Below are 21,320 nucleotides of genomic sequence, written 5' to 3'. Positions count from 1 at the left end.
GCGCCGATCACGCCTTTCGACGATATGCCCCTCGAATGCTGCGGTCTGCACTCGGGCACCTGGTACGCCCACGCGGGGGCGGCTACGCTCCGAGACGGTTGCAGACAGCATCCGTCCTCTCGGGAGTGCCCATGTCGCAGGTTCGTGTCCACAACTTCGCCGTCTCGATCGATGGGTACGGCACGGGCGAGGGACAGACCCTCGAGGCTCCGTTCGGCCACGCGCAGGCGCGGCTCATGCAACCGTGGTTCTTCGGCACCCGCACGTTCCAGGCGATGCAGGGCGGCGATGCCGGATCGTTCGGCATAGACGAGGCCTTCGCCAGCAACTGGGGCACCGGCATCGGGGTCGAGATCATGGGCCGCAACAAGTTCGGACCCCAGCGCGGGCCGTGGACCGACGAGGAATGGATCGGCTGGTGGGGCGAGAATCCCCCGTTCCACACCCCGGTCGTCGTCCTCACGCACCATCCTCGCCCGGTGCTCGAGCTCGAGGGCGGCACGACCTTCCACTTCGTCGACGCCGAACCCGCCGAGGCCCTCGCCATCGCGCGCGAACTGGCCGGAGGACTCGACGTGCGCATCGGCGGAGGCGTGAACACCGTCCGCCAGTTCCTGCAGGCCGATCTCGTCGACCGGATGCACCTCGCCGTGGTGCCGATCGTGCTCGGTCGCGGCGAGAACCTCTGGCACGGCCTCGAAGGGATCGAAAGCCGGTTCACGGTGGAGGTCGTCTCGTCTCCCTCCGGCGTCACGCACCAGACCTGGACCCGCGCATGAGCGGCCCGATCGCGCGAGAACTCATGCGTCGTGGAGCTGGGCGTTGCGGAGGGCGTCTGCGCCGACGCCGGTCGCCTCACTCCTCGGGCGCGCGCCTCTCGGCGTGACCCCGCAATCGCTCGACCACCTGGGCGAGATACCTCGTGATCGTCTCCTGCTCCGACGGCGTGAACGCGTCGAGTTCGGCGTCGACCCCCATGATCATGGGCATGAGGCGCCCCATCGCGCGCTGCCGGGACGACTCCTGCGGCACCACCAGAATTCCGCGTCGATCGGTCGGGTGCGGCTCGCGGGTGACGTGGCCCAGCGCCACGAGGCGGTCGATCGCGGTCGTGGTGGCCCCCGCCGAGATCCCGACCCGACGGGCGAGCTCGCCGGGCGCGAGCGGACCGCCCATGAGCAGATGCTCCATCGCCTGGAGGTCGGTCGGGTTGACCTCGAGTTCTTCGCCGATCGACCGCTCGAACTGCTCGCTGAGTTCGATGAACTCCCGCAGCAGCACCGTCGCCGGACGCGTGGGCGCGAAGGCGGCCACGTCGGCATCGGGGGGAAGCGAACCGGTCGGTTGCATGGGCTCCACGATATCGCTAATCTCTTTCGATAGTCGAATAATCCGACGCTCAAACGTTCTTACCAGCCGGGAGACAGACCATGAGCGCACTCCGTCGCTTCCTGACATCTGCCAAGACGTCGTGGATCATGCTCGTTCTGGCGGCCCTGGCCGCCGCCGTGCTGTTCGGCGTCGCCGGGTCGGAGGGGTCCGAGACCGCACCCTCGGTCGGCCTCCCCGACAGCGCCGAGTCGGTGCAGGTCGATCAGCTGCGCGAGAACTTCCCGAGCGCCGACAGCACCTCGGCCCTCCTCGTCTTCGCCTCCGACTCCGGCGAACTCGATGATGAGACCCTCGCCCTCATCGACGCAAAGGCCTTCGGCGAGCTGGCCGACGTCTCCCGCGACGGATTCGTGCCGCCCGCGCAGGTCTCGGAGGACGGCACCGTCGCGCTGCTCGTTGTTCCTCTCGAACCGGAGCCCGACGTCGCCGTACAGACCGAGCGCGCGCAGCAGATCCGCGACGCCGCTGCCTCCGATCTCGACGGGGTGCGGGTGTACCTCACCGGAGCCGAGGGGTTCGAGGTCGACATCGCAGCGGTTTTCGCCGGAGCCGACTTCACCCTGCTTCTCACCACCGTCATCGTCGTCGCCATCCTGCTGCTCGTCACCTACCGGAGCCCCTGGCTCTGGCTCGTCCCGCTCGTCGTGATCGGTCTGGCCGACTCTCTCGCCGGTATCGTCGCGCGCCAGGTGGCCAGTGCCGTCGGCGTGCAGCTCGATGCGTCGATCACCGGCATCCTCTCGGTGCTCGTGTTCGGCGCGGGAACGAATTACGCGCTGCTGCTCATCGCGCGCTACCGCGACGAGCTGCGGCTCTACGAGAGCCGCCGGATCGCGATGCAGGAGGCGCTGCGCGGAGCAGGGCCCGCCATCATCGCCAGCGGCTCGACCGTCGCCCTGGCGCTGCTCACCCTGCTTCTCGCCGAGCTCGCCGGCAACCGCGCGCTGGGCCTCGCCTGCGCCGTCGGCATCGTCGTCGCGATGGTCTTCGCCCTGTTCGTGCTCCCCGCAGCGCTCGTGCTGTTCGGCCGCGGCCTGTTCTGGCCCTACATTCCGCGGTACGGCTCCGCCGACGCCATCTCGCGCAGCGTGTGGGGAAAGCTCGGTCGGGGAGTCTCGCGGCGACCCGTGGTGGTCGCGACGGCGGGCTTCGTCGTCTTGGGCGCGATGGCGAGCGGGCTGTTCTTCGTGCAGACCGGGCTGTCGCAGAACGACCGCTTCCTGCAGAAGCCCGAGGCCGTGCAGGGCCAGGAGGTGCTCGCCGAGGCGTTCTCGGCCGGCACCACGTCGCCCGCCGTCGTCATCGTGCCCCTCGACGAGGCCGAGGATGCGGCGAGCGCCCTGGCCGACCTCGATGGCGTCGATACGGCCACCGTCGGCGAGACGACCGACGATCTCGCCCAGATCAACGTCACGCTCGACGCGGGAGCCGAGACAGAGGCGGCCTTCGCGACGGTCGAGAGCATGCGCGCGGCCCTCGACGACGTCGGCGGCGGCGAAGGGCTGGTCGGCGGCCTCGACGCCCAGGCCCTCGACGTCTCGAATGCGCAGGCCCGCGACCAGGCGCTCATCATCCCGCTCATCCTGGTGCTGGTCTTCGTCGTTCTCGTCGTGCTGCTGCGGGCGATCGTTGCCCCTCTGCTGCTGCTGCTCGCGGTGGTCGCCAGCTTCTTCTCGGCGATCGGACTCAGCTGGTGGATCTTCCAGTCGCCGCTGTTCGGCTTCCCCGCCATCGACACGAACGTGCTCCTGTTCAGCTTCCTCTTCCTCGTGGCCCTCGGCGTGGACTACAGCATCTTCCTGGTGACGCGAGCGAAGGAGGAGTCGGAGCACCTCGGCATCACCGAGGGGATGATCCGAGCCCTCGCCGCCACCGGCGCGGTCATCACCAGCGCCGGCATCCTCCTCGCCGCCGTCTTCGCCGTGCTGGGCGTGCTGCCGCTGATCACCCTCACGCAGATCGGCACGATCGTCTGCATCGGCGTGCTGATCGACACCCTGCTCGTGCGGACGGTGGTCGTTCCCGCCCTGGCCTTCATCACGAAGGACACCTTCTGGTGGCCGCGCACCCCGACCGTGCCCGACGCCGATGGCCCCGCGCACGTGGCGAGCGCGTCAGCCGGACGCGGCGACGACCGGGCGCCGTCCGGTACGCGCCGGGCACGCCGGACCGAGGCGGACCGCCGGCCGTCCCTCTGACCCCGACGGCGCCGATCCGTCTCGTCCGCGCACGGAATGCACGGCGAGCGAGCACGTTGCATCTCTATACACACGCATGAAAAGCGCGGGGTGTGAGATCCGCTCCCCGTGGCAGTGAAGGGAAGTAGTCTCATGGCTCGTTTCGACGGCAAGGTAGCGATCGTCACCGGTGGCGGCAGCGGCATCGGCGCGGAGATCTCGCGTGAACTCGCGGCGGAGGGCGCATCCGTCGTGGTGACCGACATCAACCTGGATGCGGCGCAGACGGTCGTCGACGAGATCACCGCCGCGGGCGGCACGGCGTCGCCCTTCACGCAGAACACGGCGAAGTGGGAGGACTCCGAGGCCGCCGTCGCCTTCGCGACGAAGACCTACGGCGCCCTGCACCTCGCCGTCAACAACGCCGGCATCGGTGCTCCCCCGCAGACGATCGGCGACTACGACATCGCCGCGTGGGACCGCGTGCGCGCCGTCGACCTCGATGGCGTCTTCTACGGCCTGAAGTTCCAGCTCCCCGCGATCGTCGCCGCCGGCGGCGGTGCGGTCGTCAACATGGCGTCGGTGCTCGGCTCGGTCGGCATCGCCCAGAACGCCGCCTACGTCACGAGCAAGCACGCGCTCGTCGGCCTCACGAAGGTGGCAGCGCTGGAGTACACCGCCCAGGGCGTGCGCACGAACGCGGTCGGCCCGGGCTTCATCGACACCCCGCTGGTGCGCTCCAGCCTCTCCGCCGACGCGCTCACCGCTCTCGAGGGCGAGCACGCTTCGCGCCGCCTCGGCACCGACAAGGAGGTCGCCGCGCTCACGCTGTTCCTCCTCAGCGACGCCGCATCCTTCATCTCGGGCAGCTACCACCTCGTCGACGGCGGCTACTCGGCCCACTGACACCGGCCGACCTCCGTCAGTTGCCTCGTTCGGGCCCCTCCGCGACGCCGGACAGCCCGACTCGGGGCAACTGACGACAGCCGGGCGGGAATACCGCGGGCGCCGGCAGCGTCATTGACCCCATGACACAGAAGACCTGGTTCATCACCGGCACCTCCCGCGGCTTCGGACGCGAATGGGCCATCGCCGCCCTCGACCGCGGCGACCGCGTCGCGGCCACCGCCCGCGACACCTCCTCGCTCGACGACCTCGTCGAGAAGTACGGCGACGCAATCCTCCCTCTCTCCCTCGACGTGACCGACCGCGATGCCGACTTCGCGGCGGTGAAGAAGGCGCACGACACGTTCGGCTCGCTCGACATCGTCATCAACAACGCCGGCTACGGCCACTTCGGCATGGTCGAGGAGGTCGGCGAGCAAGAACTCCGCGACCAGATGGAGACCAACCTCTTCGGCGCGGTCTGGGTGACGCAGGCGGCTCTGCCGATCATGCGCGAGCAGGGCCACGGCCACATCCTGCAGGTCTCGTCGATCGGCGGCATCTCGGCGTTCCCGAACGTCGGCGCCTACCACGCGTCGAAGTGGGCGCTCGAGGGCATCTCGCAGGCGCTCGCGCAGGAGGTCGCCGGCTTCGGCATCCACGTCACGCTCATCGAGCCCGGCGGCTTCTCCACCGACTGGGCGGGCCCGAGCGCGCACCACTCCGACCAGAACCCGGCGTACGACGAGCTGCGCGAGGCGAGCGAGAAGGCCCGCAGCGCGCGCGCCGGCAGCGGACCGGGCGACCCCGCAGCATCCGCCGCCGCCGTGCTCAGGATCGTGGATGCTGCCGAGCCTCCCCTGCGCGTCTTCTTCGGCGCCTCTCCGATCGACATCGCCAAGGCCGACTACTCCTCGCGTCTGAAGACGTGGGAGGAGTGGGACGACGTGGCCAAGCTCGCCCAGGGCTGACGCACCGCGAAAAGAGAGGGCGACCCCGTCCACCCGGGGTCGCCCTCTCGTCGTTCTCGCTTACGAACCCGTGATGATCGGGATCGCGCGAGTCATCGGCCGGGGTTCGGGTTCGGGCTCCGGCTCACCCAACAGCAGGAACAGCCCCCCGTAGGGCGGCAGCTCGATCGGGAAGCTCTGCAGGTCGTCGACGCGCGCGAGCGTCTCGCCGCTCTCGGCGTCGATCACTCCGCTGCGCGGGGTGAGGCTCTTCGAGCGCACGGTGCCCTCGATGGTCTCTCCCGAGAAGTTCAGCACCGTGATCTGCAGCGGGGCGTCGTCTCGCCGCTTGTCGCCGCCGTCGAGCCGGTGCACGAGCACCAGCATGCTCTGGTGGGCGACCTGCGGGATGTCGATCTGCGACGCGATCGCGATGTCGTGCGCGCGGCGCGTCGAGAGCACGTCGCGCAGACCCACCGCGAACGACTCGGGGTTGGTCAGCTGCGAGGGCAGCGATCCGTACAGCGACCGGGCCCGCGGCATCCCTGCGAGCGACCTCGTCGCCTCGGGGGCCACGTCGAGAAGGTCGTGCGCGCCGCGCTCGATCCACCGCGTGTCTCCGGTGGCGATGAGCGAGCCCACCTGCTCGGACGGAAGGGTCAGGGTGCCGGTGAGGTCCCACCCCGACAGCGCGAAGACACCGGGCTGCCAGGCGTTGTACTTCGCCAGCAGCAGGTGCGCATCGCGGATGGCGGGCATGTCGTCGTCGGTGATGTCGTCGAGTCGCGCCTTGCCCTGGGTGGCGGCGATCAGCGACGCCGTCGTGCACGCGATGCCGTTCTGCGTGAAGACGAGGTTGTAGTCGGCCTCGATCGTGAGGCTGTCCGTGAGGTCGGCGCGCACCTCCTCGGCGAGCTCGAGCCCGGTCACCTCGCGGTGACGGTACGTGTAGACGTCGTCGCGGTGCGTGGTCGCCCAGTGCACCAGCTCGTACGTCAGCTCGTCGTGGTTCTGCAGGCCGTGCACGAGCTGGGCGGGCTCCACACCGATCTCGAGCGCGGTGTTCAGGGCGAGACGCAGGAACTCGGTGTTGCCGGTCGCGAGAGCGTGGTGGTAGCCGGGCCGGGTGACGAAGTCGTACGACAGGTCGGCGCCGACGGCCCCGGTGTCGCGGATGTCTTCGATCGTGAGGTTGAGCTCCTGGAACGTGAACCCGCCGACCTTGCGCACCATGCTCGCGATGATGTGGTTGGCCGCGTGCGAGAGGGGATGCCCCTCCGACCATGCGGGGAGGCCCTCGGTGCTCTTCTCCACGCCGAGGAAGCCGTTCGCGTCGAGCCGCAGGGCGCTCGTTCCCAGATCGCCGAGCGAGTGCAGCGCGTCACCGATCACGAGCTTCATGCCCGAGAAGGTGGGGTCGAGCCAGTTGATCGACGGCTGCCCCTCCTTGAAGTAGTGGAGGTAGACCCACCGGCGCTCGACCCCGTCGACACCGGTGACGGCCGCGGTGGCGCTCCAGTTCGTCTCCTTCACACCGACCGTGTAGAAGATGACGCGCTGCAGCTCGCCGATGATGTACCCGCGCTCGCTGAGCTCGCGCTCCTGGTCGCGGTCGAGGTTGACCGAGTCGCGGCCGTCGGGGATGACCGGGAGCAGCCCCCAGTCCTCCGGCGGGATCTCGACCATGTGGTAGATGCCCGGATAGTCCTTGTACGCCATCTCGGCGAGGCGGAAGTCGGCACCCTTGCCCGTGTGCCCGGGCACGATGTCGTCGATGACGCTGCCGCCGTGGCTGTCGGCCACGTCGGCGAGACGCCGGAACGAGGCCTCGTCTCCGAACTCCGGGTCGATCTGCGTGCTGATCCGGTCGAAGTGCCCGTCGACGCTCGGGGTCTCCTGCCAGCCGGTGATGCCGCCGGCACGCTTGACGGGACCGGTGTGGATGCCGGTGATGCCGACCTGCTCGAAGGCCTCCCACAGAGCCTCGTCGCCGAGGGCGTGCAGGAACGACTCGCCCGGGCGGGTGATCAGCGACAGCGGATAGGCCGTGAACCACACGTCGCTCGTCTCGATGGCCCGTCGGGCATCGGGGCGGGCGTAGGGGTTGCGCCACATCGAGGGTTGGCCCGACAGCTGCCGTCCGAGCACATCGGCGTCCTTCAGCATCGACTGCCGCACGAGCCACTCGATGTAGGCGGGGTTCGTTCCGTTCGCGGTTCGCGGGTCGGTCGCGAAGCGCCGCAGCGTGCCGCCGCGCATCTGGTCGCGGGGGCGGAGCCGGCGGGGTCTCGCCGGGTAGCGCTGTTCGTCGTAACTGATCTCGGTCGTATCACGCTCGACGATGTCTTCGTCCTCGACGGGTGTCGAGTCGCGCTCGATGGGTTCGTCCACGGAGGGTCCTTCCCAGGCAGCACAGCACAGCATTCAGGTGGTCACGATCGTATCCGCGCGCGAGACGCGAGCAGGTGGAGGTTGACCCTGCCGACGCGACCCGATAGGTCGCGCGGGCCGACGGCGCAACCCTGCGCGGTCGGGCGCGATCTCCGTGTTGACTGGCCCGATGGCACTCTGGGTCGACCACGCGATGTGGTGGCACGTCTATCCGCTCGGCTTCGTCGGAGCCCCCATTCGTCCGGAGGGTAACGAGACGGATGCGGCGCAACACCGTCTCGACCGCATCGGCGGGTGGCTCGACCACATCGTCGAGCTGGGGCTGAACGGTCTCGCCCTCGGCCCGGTGTTCGCCTCGACCACGCACGGCTACGACACGATCGACCACTTCCGCATCGATCCCCGTCTCGGCGACGACGCCGATTTCGACCGACTCGTCGCCGCCGCGCACGACAAGGGAATGCGGGTGCTGCTCGACGGGGTCTTCAACCACGTCGGTCGCGCGCACCCCGCCTTCCGTGCGCTCGAGGAGAGCGGACCGGATGCCGCGACGGCCGACCTGTTCCGCGTGGACTGGAACGGGTGGGAGCCCGGCGCCCCCGTGGCGGCGGAGGTGTTCGAGGGGCACGACGCCCTCGTCGTCGTCGACCACTCCTCGCCGGCCGTCGAACAGCTCGTCGTCGACGTGATGACGCACTGGCTCGACCGCGGCGCGGACGGGTGGCGTCTCGACGCCGCCTACGCGGTCGACCCCGCGTTCTGGGCGCGCGTGCTCCCCCGGGTGCGCGCGCAGCATCCGGATGTCTGGATCACCGGCGAGGTCATCCACGGCGACGCGGCCGCCATCGTGACGGAATCGACGATGGACTCCCTGACGCAGTACGAGCTGTGGCAGGGGATCTGGCACGGCCTCTCCGACGCGAACCTCTTCGAGACGACGCACGCGATCGAGCGCAACAACGCGCTGCTCGAGACCTTCGTGCCCACCACGTTCATCGGCAACCACGACGTGACCCGCATCGCCTCCGCCGTCGGCGACGCGCGGCACGTTCCGCACGCCGTCGTGCTGCTCTGCATCCTCGCGGGCACGCCGATGATCTACGCCGGCGACGAGTACGGGCTGCGCGCGGTGAAAGAGGAACGCCTCGGCGGCGACGACGCGGTGCGCCCGGAGTTCCCCCCGGCACCCCCGGCGGATCCGACGACGCTGCCGGGCGCGGAGTCCGATGCTGCCGCCGTGCTCGCGGTGCACCAGGAGCTGGTCGCCCTCCGACGACGGCACCCGTGGCTGCGCACCGCGCAGACCGACGTGGTGCACGTGGCGAACACCGCGGTGTCGCTGCGGACCGCCACCGGCACCGACGCGCTCGTCACCGTGCTGAACCTGGCCGACGAGTCAGTATCGCTCCCGGCGGCCGGCGCGACGTCGGTGGCGGCGGGGACGGCGACGATCGCGGGCGCCCAGGTCGAGCTCGCGCCGCACGGCTGGGCCGTGCTCGGCAGCTGAGAAACGCGCCACCGGACTCGGGCGACGTGACGCCGCATCCGCACGCCTGCCGAGCTCGGTGGACCCGCGCGGATATGATCGCGAGGCGGGAAATGGGGGGGTAACGATGACGTCGTCACGCGGTGAACGGGTGCGCGCGCGACGCGCCGTCTACCGGGCGCGCCGGTTGTGGGTCTTCGGATCGCTCGCCGCGGTGATCGTGCTCGCGGCCGGTGGCATCTTCACCGCCATGGCCCTTGCCCAGTCCGCGGGGTCGGGTGCGACGGCAGAGGCCGAGCCCGCAGCATCCGAGTCGTCCACTCCGGTTCCCGAAGAGACGCCCCTCACCCCCGCCCAGACGTTGCTCGCCTCCACGACCGACCCGCAGGCCTGTGCGGTGCAGTTCGCCGGCGAGGCCATCGCGCACGACCCCGTGCTGCAGACCCAGGGGGCGTTGTACTCCGCGCTCCCGATCCCCCGCGCGGAGGGCAAGGTCTTCGCGGGCTGGTACGCGAGCGAGGCGGATGCTGCGGCCCTTACGACGGCGGCGCGGGTGAACGGCTCCGACGCGGTGTCATGCGTCGACCGGCAGGTCACGCTGCACGGCGCGTGGACGACCCCGGAGGTCAACGCCGCCAAAGACGCGGGGATCCCGATCCTCATGTACCACCAGTTCACGGCGAACCCCGAGGGTGAGAACAACTCGCTCAAGCTGAACTACGCCTACATCGGCGACTTCGATGCGCAGATGGCCTACATCGCCTCGTCGGGGTTCTACCTCCCGACCTGGGACGAGTTGAGCGCGTTCATCGACGGCGCGCTCTTCCTGCCCGAGCACTCGGTGATCGTGACCGACGATGACGCGCACCAGACGTGGCTCGACCTCGCCGCTCCCGTCGTGGAGAAGTACAAGGTGATGACGACGTCGTTCGTCATCACGAAGTGGCGCACCGAAGGATCGCCCAACCCCTACGTGCTGCAGCGCTCTCACACCCAGGACATGCACGAGGCCGGTGAGAACGGCAAGGGCCGGATGGTCAATTGGACCGCCGACCAGATCGCCGCCGACCTCGAGCAATCGGCCCAGATCCTCGGGGTGAAGGAGGTCGTCGCCTACCCGTTCGGGCACTACAACGACACCACGAAGCGGGGTGTCGCCCAGGCCGGATTCGAGATGGGGCGCACGATCGAGCAGGGATACGTGCGGATCGGCACCGACAAACTCGCCCTCCCGTGCATCCGGATCAACTACGGAATGACCGTCGACGATCTGGCCGGTCTCATCGGCTGATCGCCCGCGCCCGCGGAAAGACGCCCTTTTCCCACCTGTGGGCGCCCATAGCCGCGTCTCAGGAACCCCCGTTAGGCTGAACCGTCCTTGGCACCAGCAGATCGAGAGTCCTTTATGGATGTGTCCGTCATCGTCCCCACGTACAACGAGGGGCCGAACGTTCGGGAGCTTCTCCGACGCCTCGACGCAGCTTTGACCGGCACCGCGTTCGAGGTGGTGTTCGTCGACGACTCCACCGACAGCACCCCCGACATCATCCGCGAGGCCGCGGCGAAGACCGACACCCCGGTGCGGCTCATCCACCGGGAGCACCCCACCGGCGGCCTCGGCGGCGCCGTGGTCGAGGGCATCCAGGCGTCGACGTCGGAGTGGTGCCTCGTCATGGACGGCGATCTGCAGCATCCGCCCGAGGTCATCCCCGACATGCTCGCCCGCGCCCAGCGCGGTGACACCGACGTCGTCGTCGCCTCGCGGTACACCGCCGGCGGCACGTCAGACGGACTCGCCAACGCGGTGCGCACCGGGGTCTCCCGCGCGTCGACGCTGCTGACGAAGGCGATGTTCCCCCGCAAGCTGCACGGCTGCTCCGACCCGATGACCGGCTTCTTCCTCGTGAACCGCCCGGCCATCGACGTCGAATCGCTGCGCCCGCGCGGATTCAAGATCCTCCTCGAGATCCTCGCGCGCAAGCAGATGCGCGTCGCCGAGGTGCCGTTCGACTTCGCCGAGCGCTACGCGGGCGAGTCGAAGGCGTCGTTCACGCAGGGCATCCGCTTCCTCACGCAGCTGACGATGCTGCGCTTCGGCCGCATGTCGGCCTTCGCGCTCGTCGGCGGCGTCGGCGCGCTGGCGAACCTCGGCATCATGTGGGCCCTCATCGGCTTCGGCATGGAGTACATCTGGGCCTCGATCGTCGCGAGCATCGTGACGATCATCGGAAACTTCCTGCTGCTCGAGTACCTCGTCTTCGCCGACATGCGCGAAGACTCGGGACTCATGCGGCATCGCTTCCTCAAGTCGTTCACGTTCAACGGCCTCGAGGCGATCGTCCGCATCCCCGTGCTGTGGGTGCTCGTCGAGCGCACGCACATCCCGAGCGTTCTGGCCGCCGCCCTCACGCTCGTCGCCGCGTTCGTCGTGCGGTTCCTCTTCCACGCGCTCGTGGTCTACGCACCCCGCAAGCAGCGCGGCGCGAAGGCGGAGGAGTCGCAGACTCCTCTGGCCGACGAACTCGCCCTCTAACGCCGCCGTCGCCCGCACGCGGGCTTCGCGAGCTGCGCCCTCCCCCAGACGCGGGCAATCGGCCCGCACGCGGGCTTCGCCGCGCGCAATGCCCGCGCCCCGCCCGAAGGCCCGCGTCTCGCGACGCCGGCGAGACGGGGCCTGCGGGCAGCCCGACGACGGGCTTCGATCGCCGGGGGTTCGCGCTGGACAAACGACCCGTCGACGAATAAGTTGTGGAGCACAACGAATAGACGGCAGTGCAGCCGAGACCCGCGAAAGATGCTCCATGAACTCGTCACTCATCGATCCGAACTTCGTCATCACCGACGAGGCACTCCTCAGAAGCAGGTTCCACGACGTCACTCCGCTCGCGACGCTGAAGAGCCTTCCCTCCCTCGATGCGCATGCGCGAGCGTTCATCGCACTGTCGCCGTTCCTGTGCATCGGCACGCAGAACGCTGACGGTGACGCCGATGTCAGCCCTCGCGGAGACCCGGCGGGTTTCGTGAAGGTGCTCGACCCCACCACCCTGGCGGTACCCGACCGCCCCGGGAACAACCGGCTCGACAGCCAGGTCAACATCCTTGCCAACCCCCACGTAGGGCTGCTCTTCATCATCCCGGGCTTCGACGACACACTGCGGGTCAACGGGCGAGCGACGCTGACTGTCGATCCGGGCATCCTCTCGGGCTTGGAGGCGAAGGGCCGCGCCCCCAAGCTCGCCATGATCGTGGAGGTCGAAGAGGTCTTCCTCCACTGCGCCAAGGCATTCCGTCGGTCGCACCTGTGGGATGCATCGCGCTTCCGCGACCGCGCAGAGCTGCCCTCCCTGTCGAAGATGATCCTCGACCAGACCACCGGCGCTCCACAGACCGACGACGAGATGCGCGCCATCGACGCTGACCTCGAGATCGAGTACGCGAAAACCCTCTACTGAGGCCCGCCCCACCTTCCGCGCACCCCAAGGAGAGCCATGCGCGAACACACGATCGACGAATCGTTGCCCACCGACGACGCCGAACCTGTCGAGGTGACCCCGCTCGGCGGCAGCTACGTCACGACGACGGCCACCAGCATCCGCACCTTCGGTCGATACACCGACACCGACTTCGCCCCGCCCCGTCGGCAGCACGACCCGAGCCGACGACAGCGTCGCCGCGGCTGATCACGCCCCGCGTTCGCCCTCCTCCAGACGCGGGCAATCGGCCCGCACACGGGCTTCGCCGCGCGCAGTGCCCGTGCCCCGCCCGAAAGCCCGCGGCTCGGCCGGCGTGCGCGACGCGAATCGCTGCCACGGGAGCGGCGCGCATAGGATGCGGCTGGAACTCCCACGAAAGGGGACGCAGTGCCGGATACGGATTCGCGGACGACCTGGGTGCTCGTGGACGGGGAGAACATCGACGCCACCCTGGGCGCCTCGATCCTCGGCCGGCGGCCGCAGCCCGACGAGCGGCCCCGGTGGGACCGCCTCGTCTCCTTCTCGGAGCGCGTCTGGGCGCAGCCCGCGCAGGGAGTGTTCTTCCTCAACGCCTCCGCCGGAATCCCGATGCCGTTCGTACAGGCGTTGAAGGCGATGGACTACGTCGTCGTGCCGCTGTCGGGCGGGCCCGACGAGAAGATCGTCGACATCGCGATCCAGCGCACGCTCCGGGCGATGCGCGACCGCGACGCCGACGTGATGCTGGTGAGCCACGACGGTGACTTCCTGCACGACCTGTCCGACCTCATCGGCTCTCCTCGGCGGGTCGGCATCGCCGCGTTCTCGGAGTTCCGAAACGCCGGGTTCGCCTCCATCCCGGGGCTGGAGAAGTTCGACCTCGAATACGACGCCCGGGTGTTCGACGCCCCGCTGCCGCGGATCCGCGTCATCCCGATCGACGAGTTCGACCCGAGCGCATTCCTCGGCTGAGGCCGATCGCCCGGCGGGCGTCCAACCCGGCGTAGCCTGGAGCGATGACTTCGGATACTCCCGTGAAGATGTTCGGCGCCCAGTGGTGCATCGACTGCCGCCGCACAAAGAAGCAGCTCGACGAGCTCGGCATCTCGTACGAATACGTCGACCTCGAGGCCGACCCCGCCGCCGCTGATGTCGCCCGCGAGATCTCGGGCCGCACGCAGATTCCCGTCGTGGTCTACCCCGACTCGTCGCACCACGTCGAGCCGTCGAACGCCGACGTCGAGGCCAAGCTCCGCGAGCTCGCCCTCATCTGAGGCTCCCGCCGGAGACACCCGGAGCGCGTGATGGCGGAATCGACAGCGCAGATCGTCCCCGACGCCGATCGGATCGACGCCGACATCGCCGCGCTCGAGACGGGGGCCCGGCTGTGGACGGTGTTGACGGTCGCCCAGCGCGCGCGATTGCTCGGCCGTCTGCACGAGACCGTCGGCGCGGTCGCGAGCGAGTGGGCCGACGTCGCCGCAACGTCGAAGCAGCTCGGTCGGCAGCACCCGCTCCGCGGCGAGGAATGGCTCACCGGCCCGTATGCGACGCTCGGCGCGCTCGAGGCCGCCCGGGCGACGCTCGAGAAGCTCGCCGCGGGCCGCGCTCCCCTCGACGGGGTGCGCCTCGACGGCGCCCCCGGCGGCCGGCTCCGCGCACGCGTGCTGCCCGCGCAGCCGATCGACCGACTGCTGCTCTCGGGGTTCCGCGGCGACGTCTGGCTCGAACCCGGAACCTCGCGAGCGGAGGCCCAGGATGCCGCGGGCCTCGCACAGCTGCACCCTGACGCGTCGGGCGGGGTCGGGCTCGTGCTGGGCGCGGGGAACGTCACATCGATCCCGGTGCTCGACGTGCTGTACGAGCTGCTGTCGGCCAACCGGGTGTCGCTCTTGAAGGTCAACCCGACGCAGGACGCCCTCGTGCCCGTCTTCGAGCGCGCCCTCGCGCCGCTCATCGAGCCGGGGTTCCTGCGGATCGTCCGCGGCGGCGGCGACGTGGGCGCGTACCTCACGCAGCATCCGGCCTTCTCTCACGTGCACATCACGGGGTCGGCGGCCACATTCGACGCGATCGTGTGGGGCACCGGCGACGAGGCCGCCCGTCGACGCGAGGCAGACGACCCGAAACTGACCACGCCCATCACGGCCGAGCTCGGCGGGGTCGCGCCGGTCATCGTCGTGCCGGGCCGATGGAGCGACGCCGACCTGCGCTTCCAGGCCGCGCACATCGCGACGATGCGACTGCAGAACAGCGGGCACAACTGCATCGCCGGACAGGTCGTCATCGTGAGCTCCGAGTGGCCGCAGCGGGCGGCGTTCCTCGACGCACTCCGCACCGCCTACGACGCCGCCCCTGCGCGACCGGTCTGGTACCCGCGCAGCGACGAGAAGGTGCACTCCGCGGCATCCGACTACCCGACCGCGCGGCGCGACGCAGACGGGTCGCGGATGCTGGTGGAACTGCATGCAGGCGATGACCCGACCGCCCTGGAGACCACCGAGTACTTCGCCCCCGTTCTCGGGGTGGTCTCGCTCGCCGGCACCGGGCAGCGCTTCCTCGACGCGGCCGTCGCGCACGCGAACGAGCGTCTCACCGGCACCCTCGGCGCGAACGTGCTCATCGACCCCGCGACCGAAGCATCGCTCGGCGCCGGCTTCGATCGGGCGATCGCGTCGCTGCGGTACGGCGGCATCGCCATCAACGCGTGGACGGGCGTGTCGTTCACCGTGCCGCAGCTGAGCTGGGGCGCCTTCCCGGGCGGCTCTCTGCACGACGTCGGCAGCGGCCTCGGCGTCGTTCACAACGCGCTGCTGCTCGATCGTGTGGAGCGGTCAGTGCTGCGCGGACCCTTCCGGCCGTTCCCGCGGTCGATCGGGGCGCTCATCCAGCGCAAGGGCGTCTTCACCGTGCTGCCGAAGCCACCGTGGTTCGTGACCGCGCGCACCGGAACCGCGGTGAGCGAAGGACTCGCGCGCTTCCGCGCCCGCCGCAGCTGGCCCGGTCTGCTCGTGACCCTTGCTCGGGCCTTCCGCGCCTAGCGGCCCGCCGGAGGCTCCCCGCATACCGCAGGCGCCCTCGTCCCTCAGAATGCAGGAGTAATCGGGCCTCGGGGGCACGGCAGACACCCCCGACGGCGATTTCTCCTGCATTGTGTGCGTGAACTCGACCACACTCCGGGGTCGACGCGTAACAACGCCGCGCGCGTGCGGGTCCTATGCTCGTGTCGTGCTCGACCCCCTCCTCATCTTCGTGGGCGCGGTCGTCGTGATCTGCCTCGCGACCGCGTTCGGCCCGCGCTTCAACCTCGCCGGCCCGCTGATCCTCATGGCGCTCGGCCTCGGCGTCAGCCTGCTGCCGTTCGTGCCGGCGCTCGAGATCGACCCCGAGCTCATCCTGGTCGTCGTGCTGCCGCCACTGCTGTACTCGGCCGCGGTGCAGTTGCCGGCCATCGAGTTCCGCCGCGACTTCGGACCGATCGCCGGGCTCTCGGTGCTTCTCGTGGTGGTCAGTTCGATCGTGCTCGGCCTGTTCTTCGCCTGGTTGATCCCCGGCCTCGGCATCGCTCTCGGGATCGCCCTCGGCGCCATCCTGAGCCCCACGGATGCCGTGGCCACCTCGATCGCGAAACGTCTGGGCATCTCGACCAGGGTCGTCACCCTGCTCGAGGGCGAGAGTCTGCTGAACGACGCCACGGCCCTCGTGCTGCTGCGCACCGCCATCGCGGCGGTGGCCGGCGGATTCGCCCTGGGCGACACCGTCTTCGCCTTCGCCCAGGCCGTACTCGTGGCCGTGCTCGTCGGCGCGGTCGTCGGCTGGGTGAACCTGCGCGTGCGGGCCTGGGTGGCCCACTCCGCGGCGAACACCGCTCTCAGCTTCACCATCCCGTTCATCGCCTACCTGCCGTCGGAGCACCTGGGCGGATCGGGACTGGTCGCGGCGGTGGTCGCGGGCATCGTCACCGGACAGGGCGCGGCACGCTGGTTCACCCCCGATGAACGCATCTCCGACCGCCTCAATTGGCGAACGGTCGAGCTGCTGCTCGAGGGTGCGGTGTTCCTCGTGATGGGTCTCGAGCTCAAAGAGATCGTGCAGCGCAACCTCGAGCGCGACCAGGGTCTCTGGCAGGGCGCGTGGCTGGCCGTCGCCGCTCTCGCCATCGTGCTGATCGTGCGGAGCGCCTACGTCGCGATGCTCATCTGGCTGCAGGGGCGACGGCGGAGGCGTCACGGGCGCACCCGCGAACGCGTCGAAGCCATGGACGGCCGGCTCGACCAGTTCGAAGCCAGACTCGACGCCGGCCCCACCGACGCCGACCGCCCCCCGGGCCGTGGTGGCGGTCGCCCGACGCGGCGGTTCGACATGGCCCACGCGCGGCGCCGTCTCGAGATGGGGCGCTCGCGCCTGCGGCGTCTCGTCGCCGACCTCGACTACTACCGCGACACCCCGCTCAACTGGCGGCACGGTTCGGTCATCGTCTGGGCCGGCATGCGCGGCGTTGTCACGCTCGCGGCCGCCCAGACCCTCCCCCGCGACACCGTCGAGCGGCCCCTGCTCATCTTCGTCGCGTTCCTCGTCGCGGTTTTCAGCCTCTTGCTGCAGGGGCTCACGCTGCCGGGGCTCGTGCGCATGCTCGGCCTCACCGACGACAAGGCCGAGGGCCCCACGCGCGAGGAGCAGCAGGCGCTGAACGCCGAACTGCGCGTGGCCGCCGGCGAGGCGGTCGCCGCCGGCAAGCTCCAACGACGCGACGGGCGACCCTTCCCGGAGAACATCGTGCGGGTCGTCGGGGCGCGCATGACGCAGCCGCCCGACGAAGACGTCGACGCGCGCACGCAGGAGGTGCTCGAGCTGCGTCTCGCGATCATCGAAGTGATGCGCGCACGCCTCGGGGAGCTCTCGCACGACGGCCGACACGCGACAGCGGCGCTCCGACACGCGCTGGCCGAGCTCGACGCCGACCAGCTCAGCCTGGAGCTGCGCCTCGACAACGCCGAATAGCATCACCCCCTCTGCTCGATAGTGCGATCGGGGGTGGCGTCCCGCACAATGGAGGGAGCGGGAGGGTGTCATGACGAAGACGACGGATGCTGCGCAGTCGCACGGTCCGGTGACGGACGACGCACTGACGAGCCCCCTCCACCTGCCCCACATCGCGGCCGATTGCCCGAAGTGCTTCACCGAGTTGCAGCGCGACCGCGACTGGTGGCTCGCCCGTCCGGCCGGATCTCGGCTCGTCGGCCTCGTGGTCTCACGCCCCGGCATGCCCTCCGTGGTCGAGCAGCGCGACGACCTGACGCGGTTCGGGGTGCCGATCGAGGGATTCCGGCACCCGTCGCCCGAGACGCTCGAGGTGTGGCCCGACCGCCTGACCCGCTTCTTCGACACCCTGTCGCGAGGTGACGTGTTGGTCGTCGCCAACGTGCATGCCCTCGGCGCGACGCTCGAGCAGGAGACCCGGGCCGTCGCCGACCTGCACGCCCGGGGTGTCATGGTGAAGGTGCTCGGCCACGGCGGCCGGCATCTGTTCGACACCGGCCGCTGACCGCTTCGTCAGTCGGAGGTGACGCGGGCCGTGCCCGCCGCCACGTCGACGCTCACCGAGTGAGATGAACCGGTGTTCGTCCGCAGCCGGTTGTCGAACGAGCCCGCCTCCACGTTCGCGGTGACGGCGTACTCCGCGTCGGGCAGCGTCAGGGTCGCCGCGCCCGCACTCACCGACAGCCGCACGTCATCGGGCGCCGCGCCATCGAGCACGGCCTGAAGCCTGCCCGCCGAGATAGACAGGTCGGCGGTGCGCACCCCCGCGAGTTCCAGGTCGGCAGCGCCGGCGCCCAGATCGACGGTGAGGTCTTCGGCACTTCCCGACGCGGTCACCTGCCCCCCGCCCATGTCGATAGAGAGCCGATCGAACGCCCCCTCCAGGCTGAGCCCGCCCCCGCCGAACGACACCTTCGCATCGATGCCGCTCGCCTCGAGCGAGCGAGGCAGCGTCAGGGTCGCCGTACCGCCGCCGCCCCCGCCGAACCACAGCCCGAAGGTATTCGGCGACACCACCCGGAGCGTGTCGCCCTGCCGTTCGAGACGCCAGTCGCTGCCTCGCACGCTCTGAAGATCGAGCGTCGCCTCGGCGGCGGTGCCGAAACGCACCGAGAACGACGTCGCATCGACATCGAGATCGAGTGAGCGCACGCCCGCGACGTCGAGCGACGTCGTGCCTGTATGCCCCGAAGCGGAAGCGAGAGCGGGCACCGCGGCGCTCGCGACGGTGGCCGCCACGACCGCGACCCCGAGGGCGGCGGTGAGCAGCGCGATCACCCTCGGCGCGGTGCGCCCGCCGTGATGGGGGGCCCGCATCGGCGGGCTGTCCGCCGGCGGCGGCGGGGAGATCTCGGTGGTCATCGTGCTGCTCCTGTCTGCGGCGTCGTGCCGCCGTGCTCGAGATGGACGAGCGCTGCCTGCACTCGGCGATTGCCCGACTCGTCCTGCTCGAGTCCGAGTTTCTGGAAGATGGCGGTGATGTACTTCTCCACGCTCGCCTCTGAGACGAACAGCGCGCCGGCGATCGCCTGATTCGAGCGCCCCTCGGCGATGAGCGCGAGAACCGCGCGTTCGCGATCGGTGAGCCGCTGCATCCGCGCATCGCGGCTGCGCCGACCGAGCAGCTGGGCGACGACCTCGGGGTCGAGCACCGTCGCCCCCTCGGCGATGCGGCGGAGCGTATCGAGGAAGTCGGAGACGTCGGCGACCCGGTCCTTCAGCAGATAGCCGAAGGCGCCCCCTCCCCCAGCGATGAGGTCGCTGGCATAGCGCTCCTCGACGTACTGCGAGAGCACCACGACGGGGAGGGTCGGATGCTGCGCACGCAGCCGCACCGCGGCGCGGATGCCCTCGTCGGTGAAGGACGGCGGGAGCCGCACGTCGAGGATGCAGAGGTCGGGCACATCCCGGGCGACCGTCTGGTCGAGCCCGTCGGCGTCGGCGAGCGCCGCGATCACCTCGTGGCCGGAGTCGTCGAGCAGACGGACGAGGCCCTCACGAAGGAGCACGGAGTCCTCGCAGATCACGATACGCATCGCACGGTCCTCACGTCGGTCGCGTCGGCTTCGGTCATCGAGGCGGTGATCACGATGCGCACGGGACGCTCACCTCCAGGGCGGTCGGGCCGCCGTTCGGACTATCGAGGCGGAAGGTTCCGCCGGCGGCGGCGATGCGGTTCGCGATGCCGTCGAGGCCTCCGCCCGGAAGGATGCGGGCGCCGCCGAGTCCGTCGTCCTCGACGCGGGCCCAGAGGCTGCCGTCCTCGCGGCTGCGCACGACCACCCGCACGCCCGTCGCCCGGGAGTGCTTCGCCGCGTTCGTGAGCGACTCCGCGATCGCGAAGTAGGCGGCGGCCTCGGCGGTGCGTCCGCATCGCCCGTCGATGCGGACGTCGAGATGCACGGGCACGTGCGAGCGAGCAGCGAGCGCCGAGAGCGCAGCATCCAGCCCCCGGTCGTCGAGCACCGAGGCGTGGATGCCCCGCGCGAGCTGGCGGAGTTCGGTGATGGCGGCCTTCGTCGAGGTGTGCGCCTCTTCGATGAGCGCTTTGGCCGCGGTCGGGTCGTCGTCGATCTTCTGCCGGGCGAGTCCCAGCGTCATTCCCACCGAGACGAGCCGTGGCTGCACGCCGTCATGGAGGTCGCGCTCGATGCGCGTGCGCTCGACCTCGGAGGCCCGGATCGCGCCGGCACGCTGAGCCCCGGCCTCTCGCGCCTCGGCGGCCAGCTGGGTCTCTCGCGAGGGGACCATGATCAGACGCGACAGCACGCCGTGCAGTAGAGCGAGGCCGATGATCACCGCGACCGAGAACAGCGCGACGATCGGTCCGACCAGCGGCGCCCAGGTGACGGGAACGTCGAGTCCGAACATCGAGACCGTGTCTGCGTAGAGGGGTGCGAAGGCGATGGTGACGCCCGTGGCCGCGACCGTCACCAGGGTGACGACCAACGCACCGAGGATCGTCGAGATGGCGAGGTTCGCGATCGCTCGCCAGACCGAGGGGTCGATCGCCTGACGCCAGAACATGCCGAGCACCCCGGCGAAGCCCGGTTGCGTCGGTCTGCGAGCCGACAGCGGGGGGAGGCCGAAGCCGTAGAGGCCGTCGATCCGGGCGTTCTCGAGCCACGCGACGGCGAACAGCACGTAGGCCAGCGCGATGAGCACGATGATGCCGACACCGGCGGCGAAGACGAGACCCAACCCGCTCGCCAGTGCGGCGAAGAGGCCGATGAAGACGAACGGTCCGACGAGCCCGAGGGCGGCGAGCTGCGCCGCGGCACCCGCGACGCGCAGCGGGCGGGCGGTCGATGACACGGCGGGGTCGTCGCGCCGGGTCGCCACGGGGGCGGATGCTGCGGGGGAAGCCGCGGCGGGGGCCGGGAGCGGCGGCGGGGCGGTCGTCTGCGAACTCATACCCCCACGGTAGGACGCGCGCCGCGCCGGGGCCGCCGAGGCATCCGGAGCGGTTCTTCGGGGTATCCCGAAGGCGCCCGGGCTGCGAGCAATGTCGGAGGAGATGTGCACTGGGGAGGGTGCATGCGACGGA

The 21,320-nt window shown here is 70.1% G+C and carries 19 protein-coding genes; 14 read left to right on the top strand and 5 right to left on the bottom strand.

Annotation, left to right across the window (positions count from 1 at the left end):
• Positions 1-131 precede the first annotated feature (131 nt).
• The gene (locus ABTU82_RS09950; RefSeq protein ID WP_407173200.1) at positions 132-779 is read left to right on the top strand and encodes a dihydrofolate reductase family protein; all 648 of its coding nucleotides are present in this window, start codon (positions 132-134) and stop codon (positions 777-779) included.
• 76 nt (positions 780-855) lie between these two features.
• On the opposite strand, the gene ABTU82_RS09945 is transcribed toward ABTU82_RS09950, so the two are convergent.
• Positions 856-1,350 (bottom strand): MarR family winged helix-turn-helix transcriptional regulator, encoded by a 495-nt coding sequence (locus ABTU82_RS09945; protein WP_165817947.1) that lies wholly within the window; start codon positions 1,348-1,350, stop codon positions 856-858.
• Between the two features lie 80 nt (positions 1,351-1,430).
• Here ABTU82_RS09945 and ABTU82_RS09940 point away from each other — a divergent pair, with 80 nt between their 5' ends.
• From ABTU82_RS09940 to ABTU82_RS09930, 3 genes are all read left to right on the top strand, one after another.
• Entirely contained in the window at positions 1,431-3,590 is a 2,160-nt protein-coding gene (locus ABTU82_RS09940) for an MMPL family transporter (RefSeq protein ID WP_407173198.1), read from the top strand.
• Positions 3,591-3,722: 132 nt separating this feature from the next.
• Positions 3,723-4,475, top strand: a complete 753-nt coding sequence (locus tag ABTU82_RS09935; protein WP_407173196.1) for an SDR family NAD(P)-dependent oxidoreductase — start codon at positions 3,723-3,725, stop codon at positions 4,473-4,475.
• 122 nt (positions 4,476-4,597) lie between these two features.
• Positions 4,598-5,425 carry an SDR family oxidoreductase gene (locus tag ABTU82_RS09930; RefSeq protein WP_407173194.1) on the top strand — a complete coding sequence of 276 codons (828 nt, stop codon included), beginning with the start codon at positions 4,598-4,600 and terminating at the stop codon, positions 5,423-5,425.
• A gap of 60 nt (positions 5,426-5,485) precedes the next feature.
• On the opposite strand, the gene treS is transcribed toward ABTU82_RS09930, so the two are convergent.
• Positions 5,486-7,795 carry a maltose alpha-D-glucosyltransferase gene (treS, locus tag ABTU82_RS09925; protein ID WP_407173193.1) on the bottom strand — a complete coding sequence of 770 codons (2,310 nt, stop codon included), beginning with the start codon at positions 7,793-7,795 and terminating at the stop codon, positions 5,486-5,488.
• A 169-nt stretch (positions 7,796-7,964) separates the two neighbouring features.
• Between treS and ABTU82_RS09920 the strand changes: the two genes are divergently transcribed.
• The 10 genes from ABTU82_RS09920 to ABTU82_RS09875 all read left to right on the top strand — a co-directional run bounded on the left by ABTU82_RS09920 (position 7,965) and on the right by ABTU82_RS09875 (position 18,278).
• Complete coding sequence (locus tag ABTU82_RS09920) at positions 7,965-9,302, top strand: alpha-amylase family glycosyl hydrolase (RefSeq protein ID WP_407173191.1); 1,338 nt, start codon at positions 7,965-7,967, stop codon at positions 9,300-9,302.
• Positions 9,303-9,408: 106 nt separating this feature from the next.
• Entirely contained in the window at positions 9,409-10,572 is a 1,164-nt protein-coding gene (locus ABTU82_RS09915) for a polysaccharide deacetylase family protein (RefSeq protein WP_407173190.1), read from the top strand.
• Positions 10,573-10,686: 114 nt separating this feature from the next.
• Entirely contained in the window at positions 10,687-11,814 is a 1,128-nt protein-coding gene (locus ABTU82_RS09910; protein ID WP_116647177.1) for a glycosyltransferase, read from the top strand.
• 268 nt (positions 11,815-12,082) lie between these two features.
• On the top strand, positions 12,083-12,733 hold the full coding sequence (locus ABTU82_RS09905; RefSeq protein WP_407173189.1) for a pyridoxamine 5'-phosphate oxidase family protein: 651 nt from the start codon (positions 12,083-12,085) through the stop codon (positions 12,731-12,733).
• A 36-nt stretch (positions 12,734-12,769) separates the two neighbouring features.
• Positions 12,770-12,961: a hypothetical protein gene (locus ABTU82_RS09900; protein ID WP_407173188.1), complete on the top strand. Its 192-nt coding sequence runs from the start codon at positions 12,770-12,772 to the stop codon at positions 12,959-12,961.
• A gap of 180 nt (positions 12,962-13,141) precedes the next feature.
• Entirely contained in the window at positions 13,142-13,705 is a 564-nt protein-coding gene (locus tag ABTU82_RS09895; RefSeq protein WP_116647174.1) for an NYN domain-containing protein, read from the top strand.
• A 44-nt stretch (positions 13,706-13,749) separates the two neighbouring features.
• Positions 13,750-14,007, top strand: coding sequence for a glutaredoxin family protein (locus ABTU82_RS09890; protein ID WP_116647173.1), 258 nt, complete (start codon positions 13,750-13,752; stop codon positions 14,005-14,007).
• 30 nt (positions 14,008-14,037) lie between these two features.
• Positions 14,038-15,774 (top strand): aldehyde dehydrogenase family protein, encoded by a 1,737-nt coding sequence (locus ABTU82_RS09885; RefSeq protein ID WP_407173185.1) that lies wholly within the window; start codon positions 14,038-14,040, stop codon positions 15,772-15,774.
• A 187-nt stretch (positions 15,775-15,961) separates the two neighbouring features.
• The gene (locus tag ABTU82_RS09880; protein WP_407173183.1) at positions 15,962-17,734 is read left to right on the top strand and encodes a cation:proton antiporter; all 1,773 of its coding nucleotides are present in this window, start codon (positions 15,962-15,964) and stop codon (positions 17,732-17,734) included.
• 70 nt (positions 17,735-17,804) lie between these two features.
• On the top strand, positions 17,805-18,278 hold the full coding sequence (locus ABTU82_RS09875) for a dehydrogenase (RefSeq protein ID WP_407173182.1): 474 nt from the start codon (positions 17,805-17,807) through the stop codon (positions 18,276-18,278).
• Between the two features lie 8 nt (positions 18,279-18,286).
• On the opposite strand, the gene ABTU82_RS09870 is transcribed toward ABTU82_RS09875, so the two are convergent.
• From ABTU82_RS09870 to ABTU82_RS09860, 3 genes are read right to left on the bottom strand one after another with little or no spacing between them, the layout of a single operon-like run.
• Positions 18,287-19,135 (bottom strand): hypothetical protein, encoded by an 849-nt coding sequence (locus tag ABTU82_RS09870; protein ID WP_116647169.1) that lies wholly within the window; start codon positions 19,133-19,135, stop codon positions 18,287-18,289.
• Complete coding sequence (locus tag ABTU82_RS09865; RefSeq protein ID WP_407173181.1) at positions 19,132-19,809, bottom strand: response regulator transcription factor; 678 nt, start codon at positions 19,807-19,809, stop codon at positions 19,132-19,134. The genes ABTU82_RS09870 and ABTU82_RS09865 overlap by 4 nt, the downstream gene beginning before the upstream one ends.
• A 49-nt stretch (positions 19,810-19,858) precedes the next feature.
• The gene (locus tag ABTU82_RS09860) at positions 19,859-21,187 is read right to left on the bottom strand and encodes a sensor histidine kinase (RefSeq protein WP_407173179.1); all 1,329 of its coding nucleotides are present in this window, start codon (positions 21,185-21,187) and stop codon (positions 19,859-19,861) included.
• Positions 21,188-21,320: the final 133 nt, after the last annotated feature.

Source organism: Microbacterium deferens (assembly GCF_045517775.1).
GTDB lineage: Bacteria > Actinomycetota > Actinomycetes > Actinomycetales > Microbacteriaceae > Microbacterium.
The sequence above is the reverse complement of the archived record's forward strand: the minus strand, read 5'-3'. Positions and strand labels throughout refer to the sequence as shown.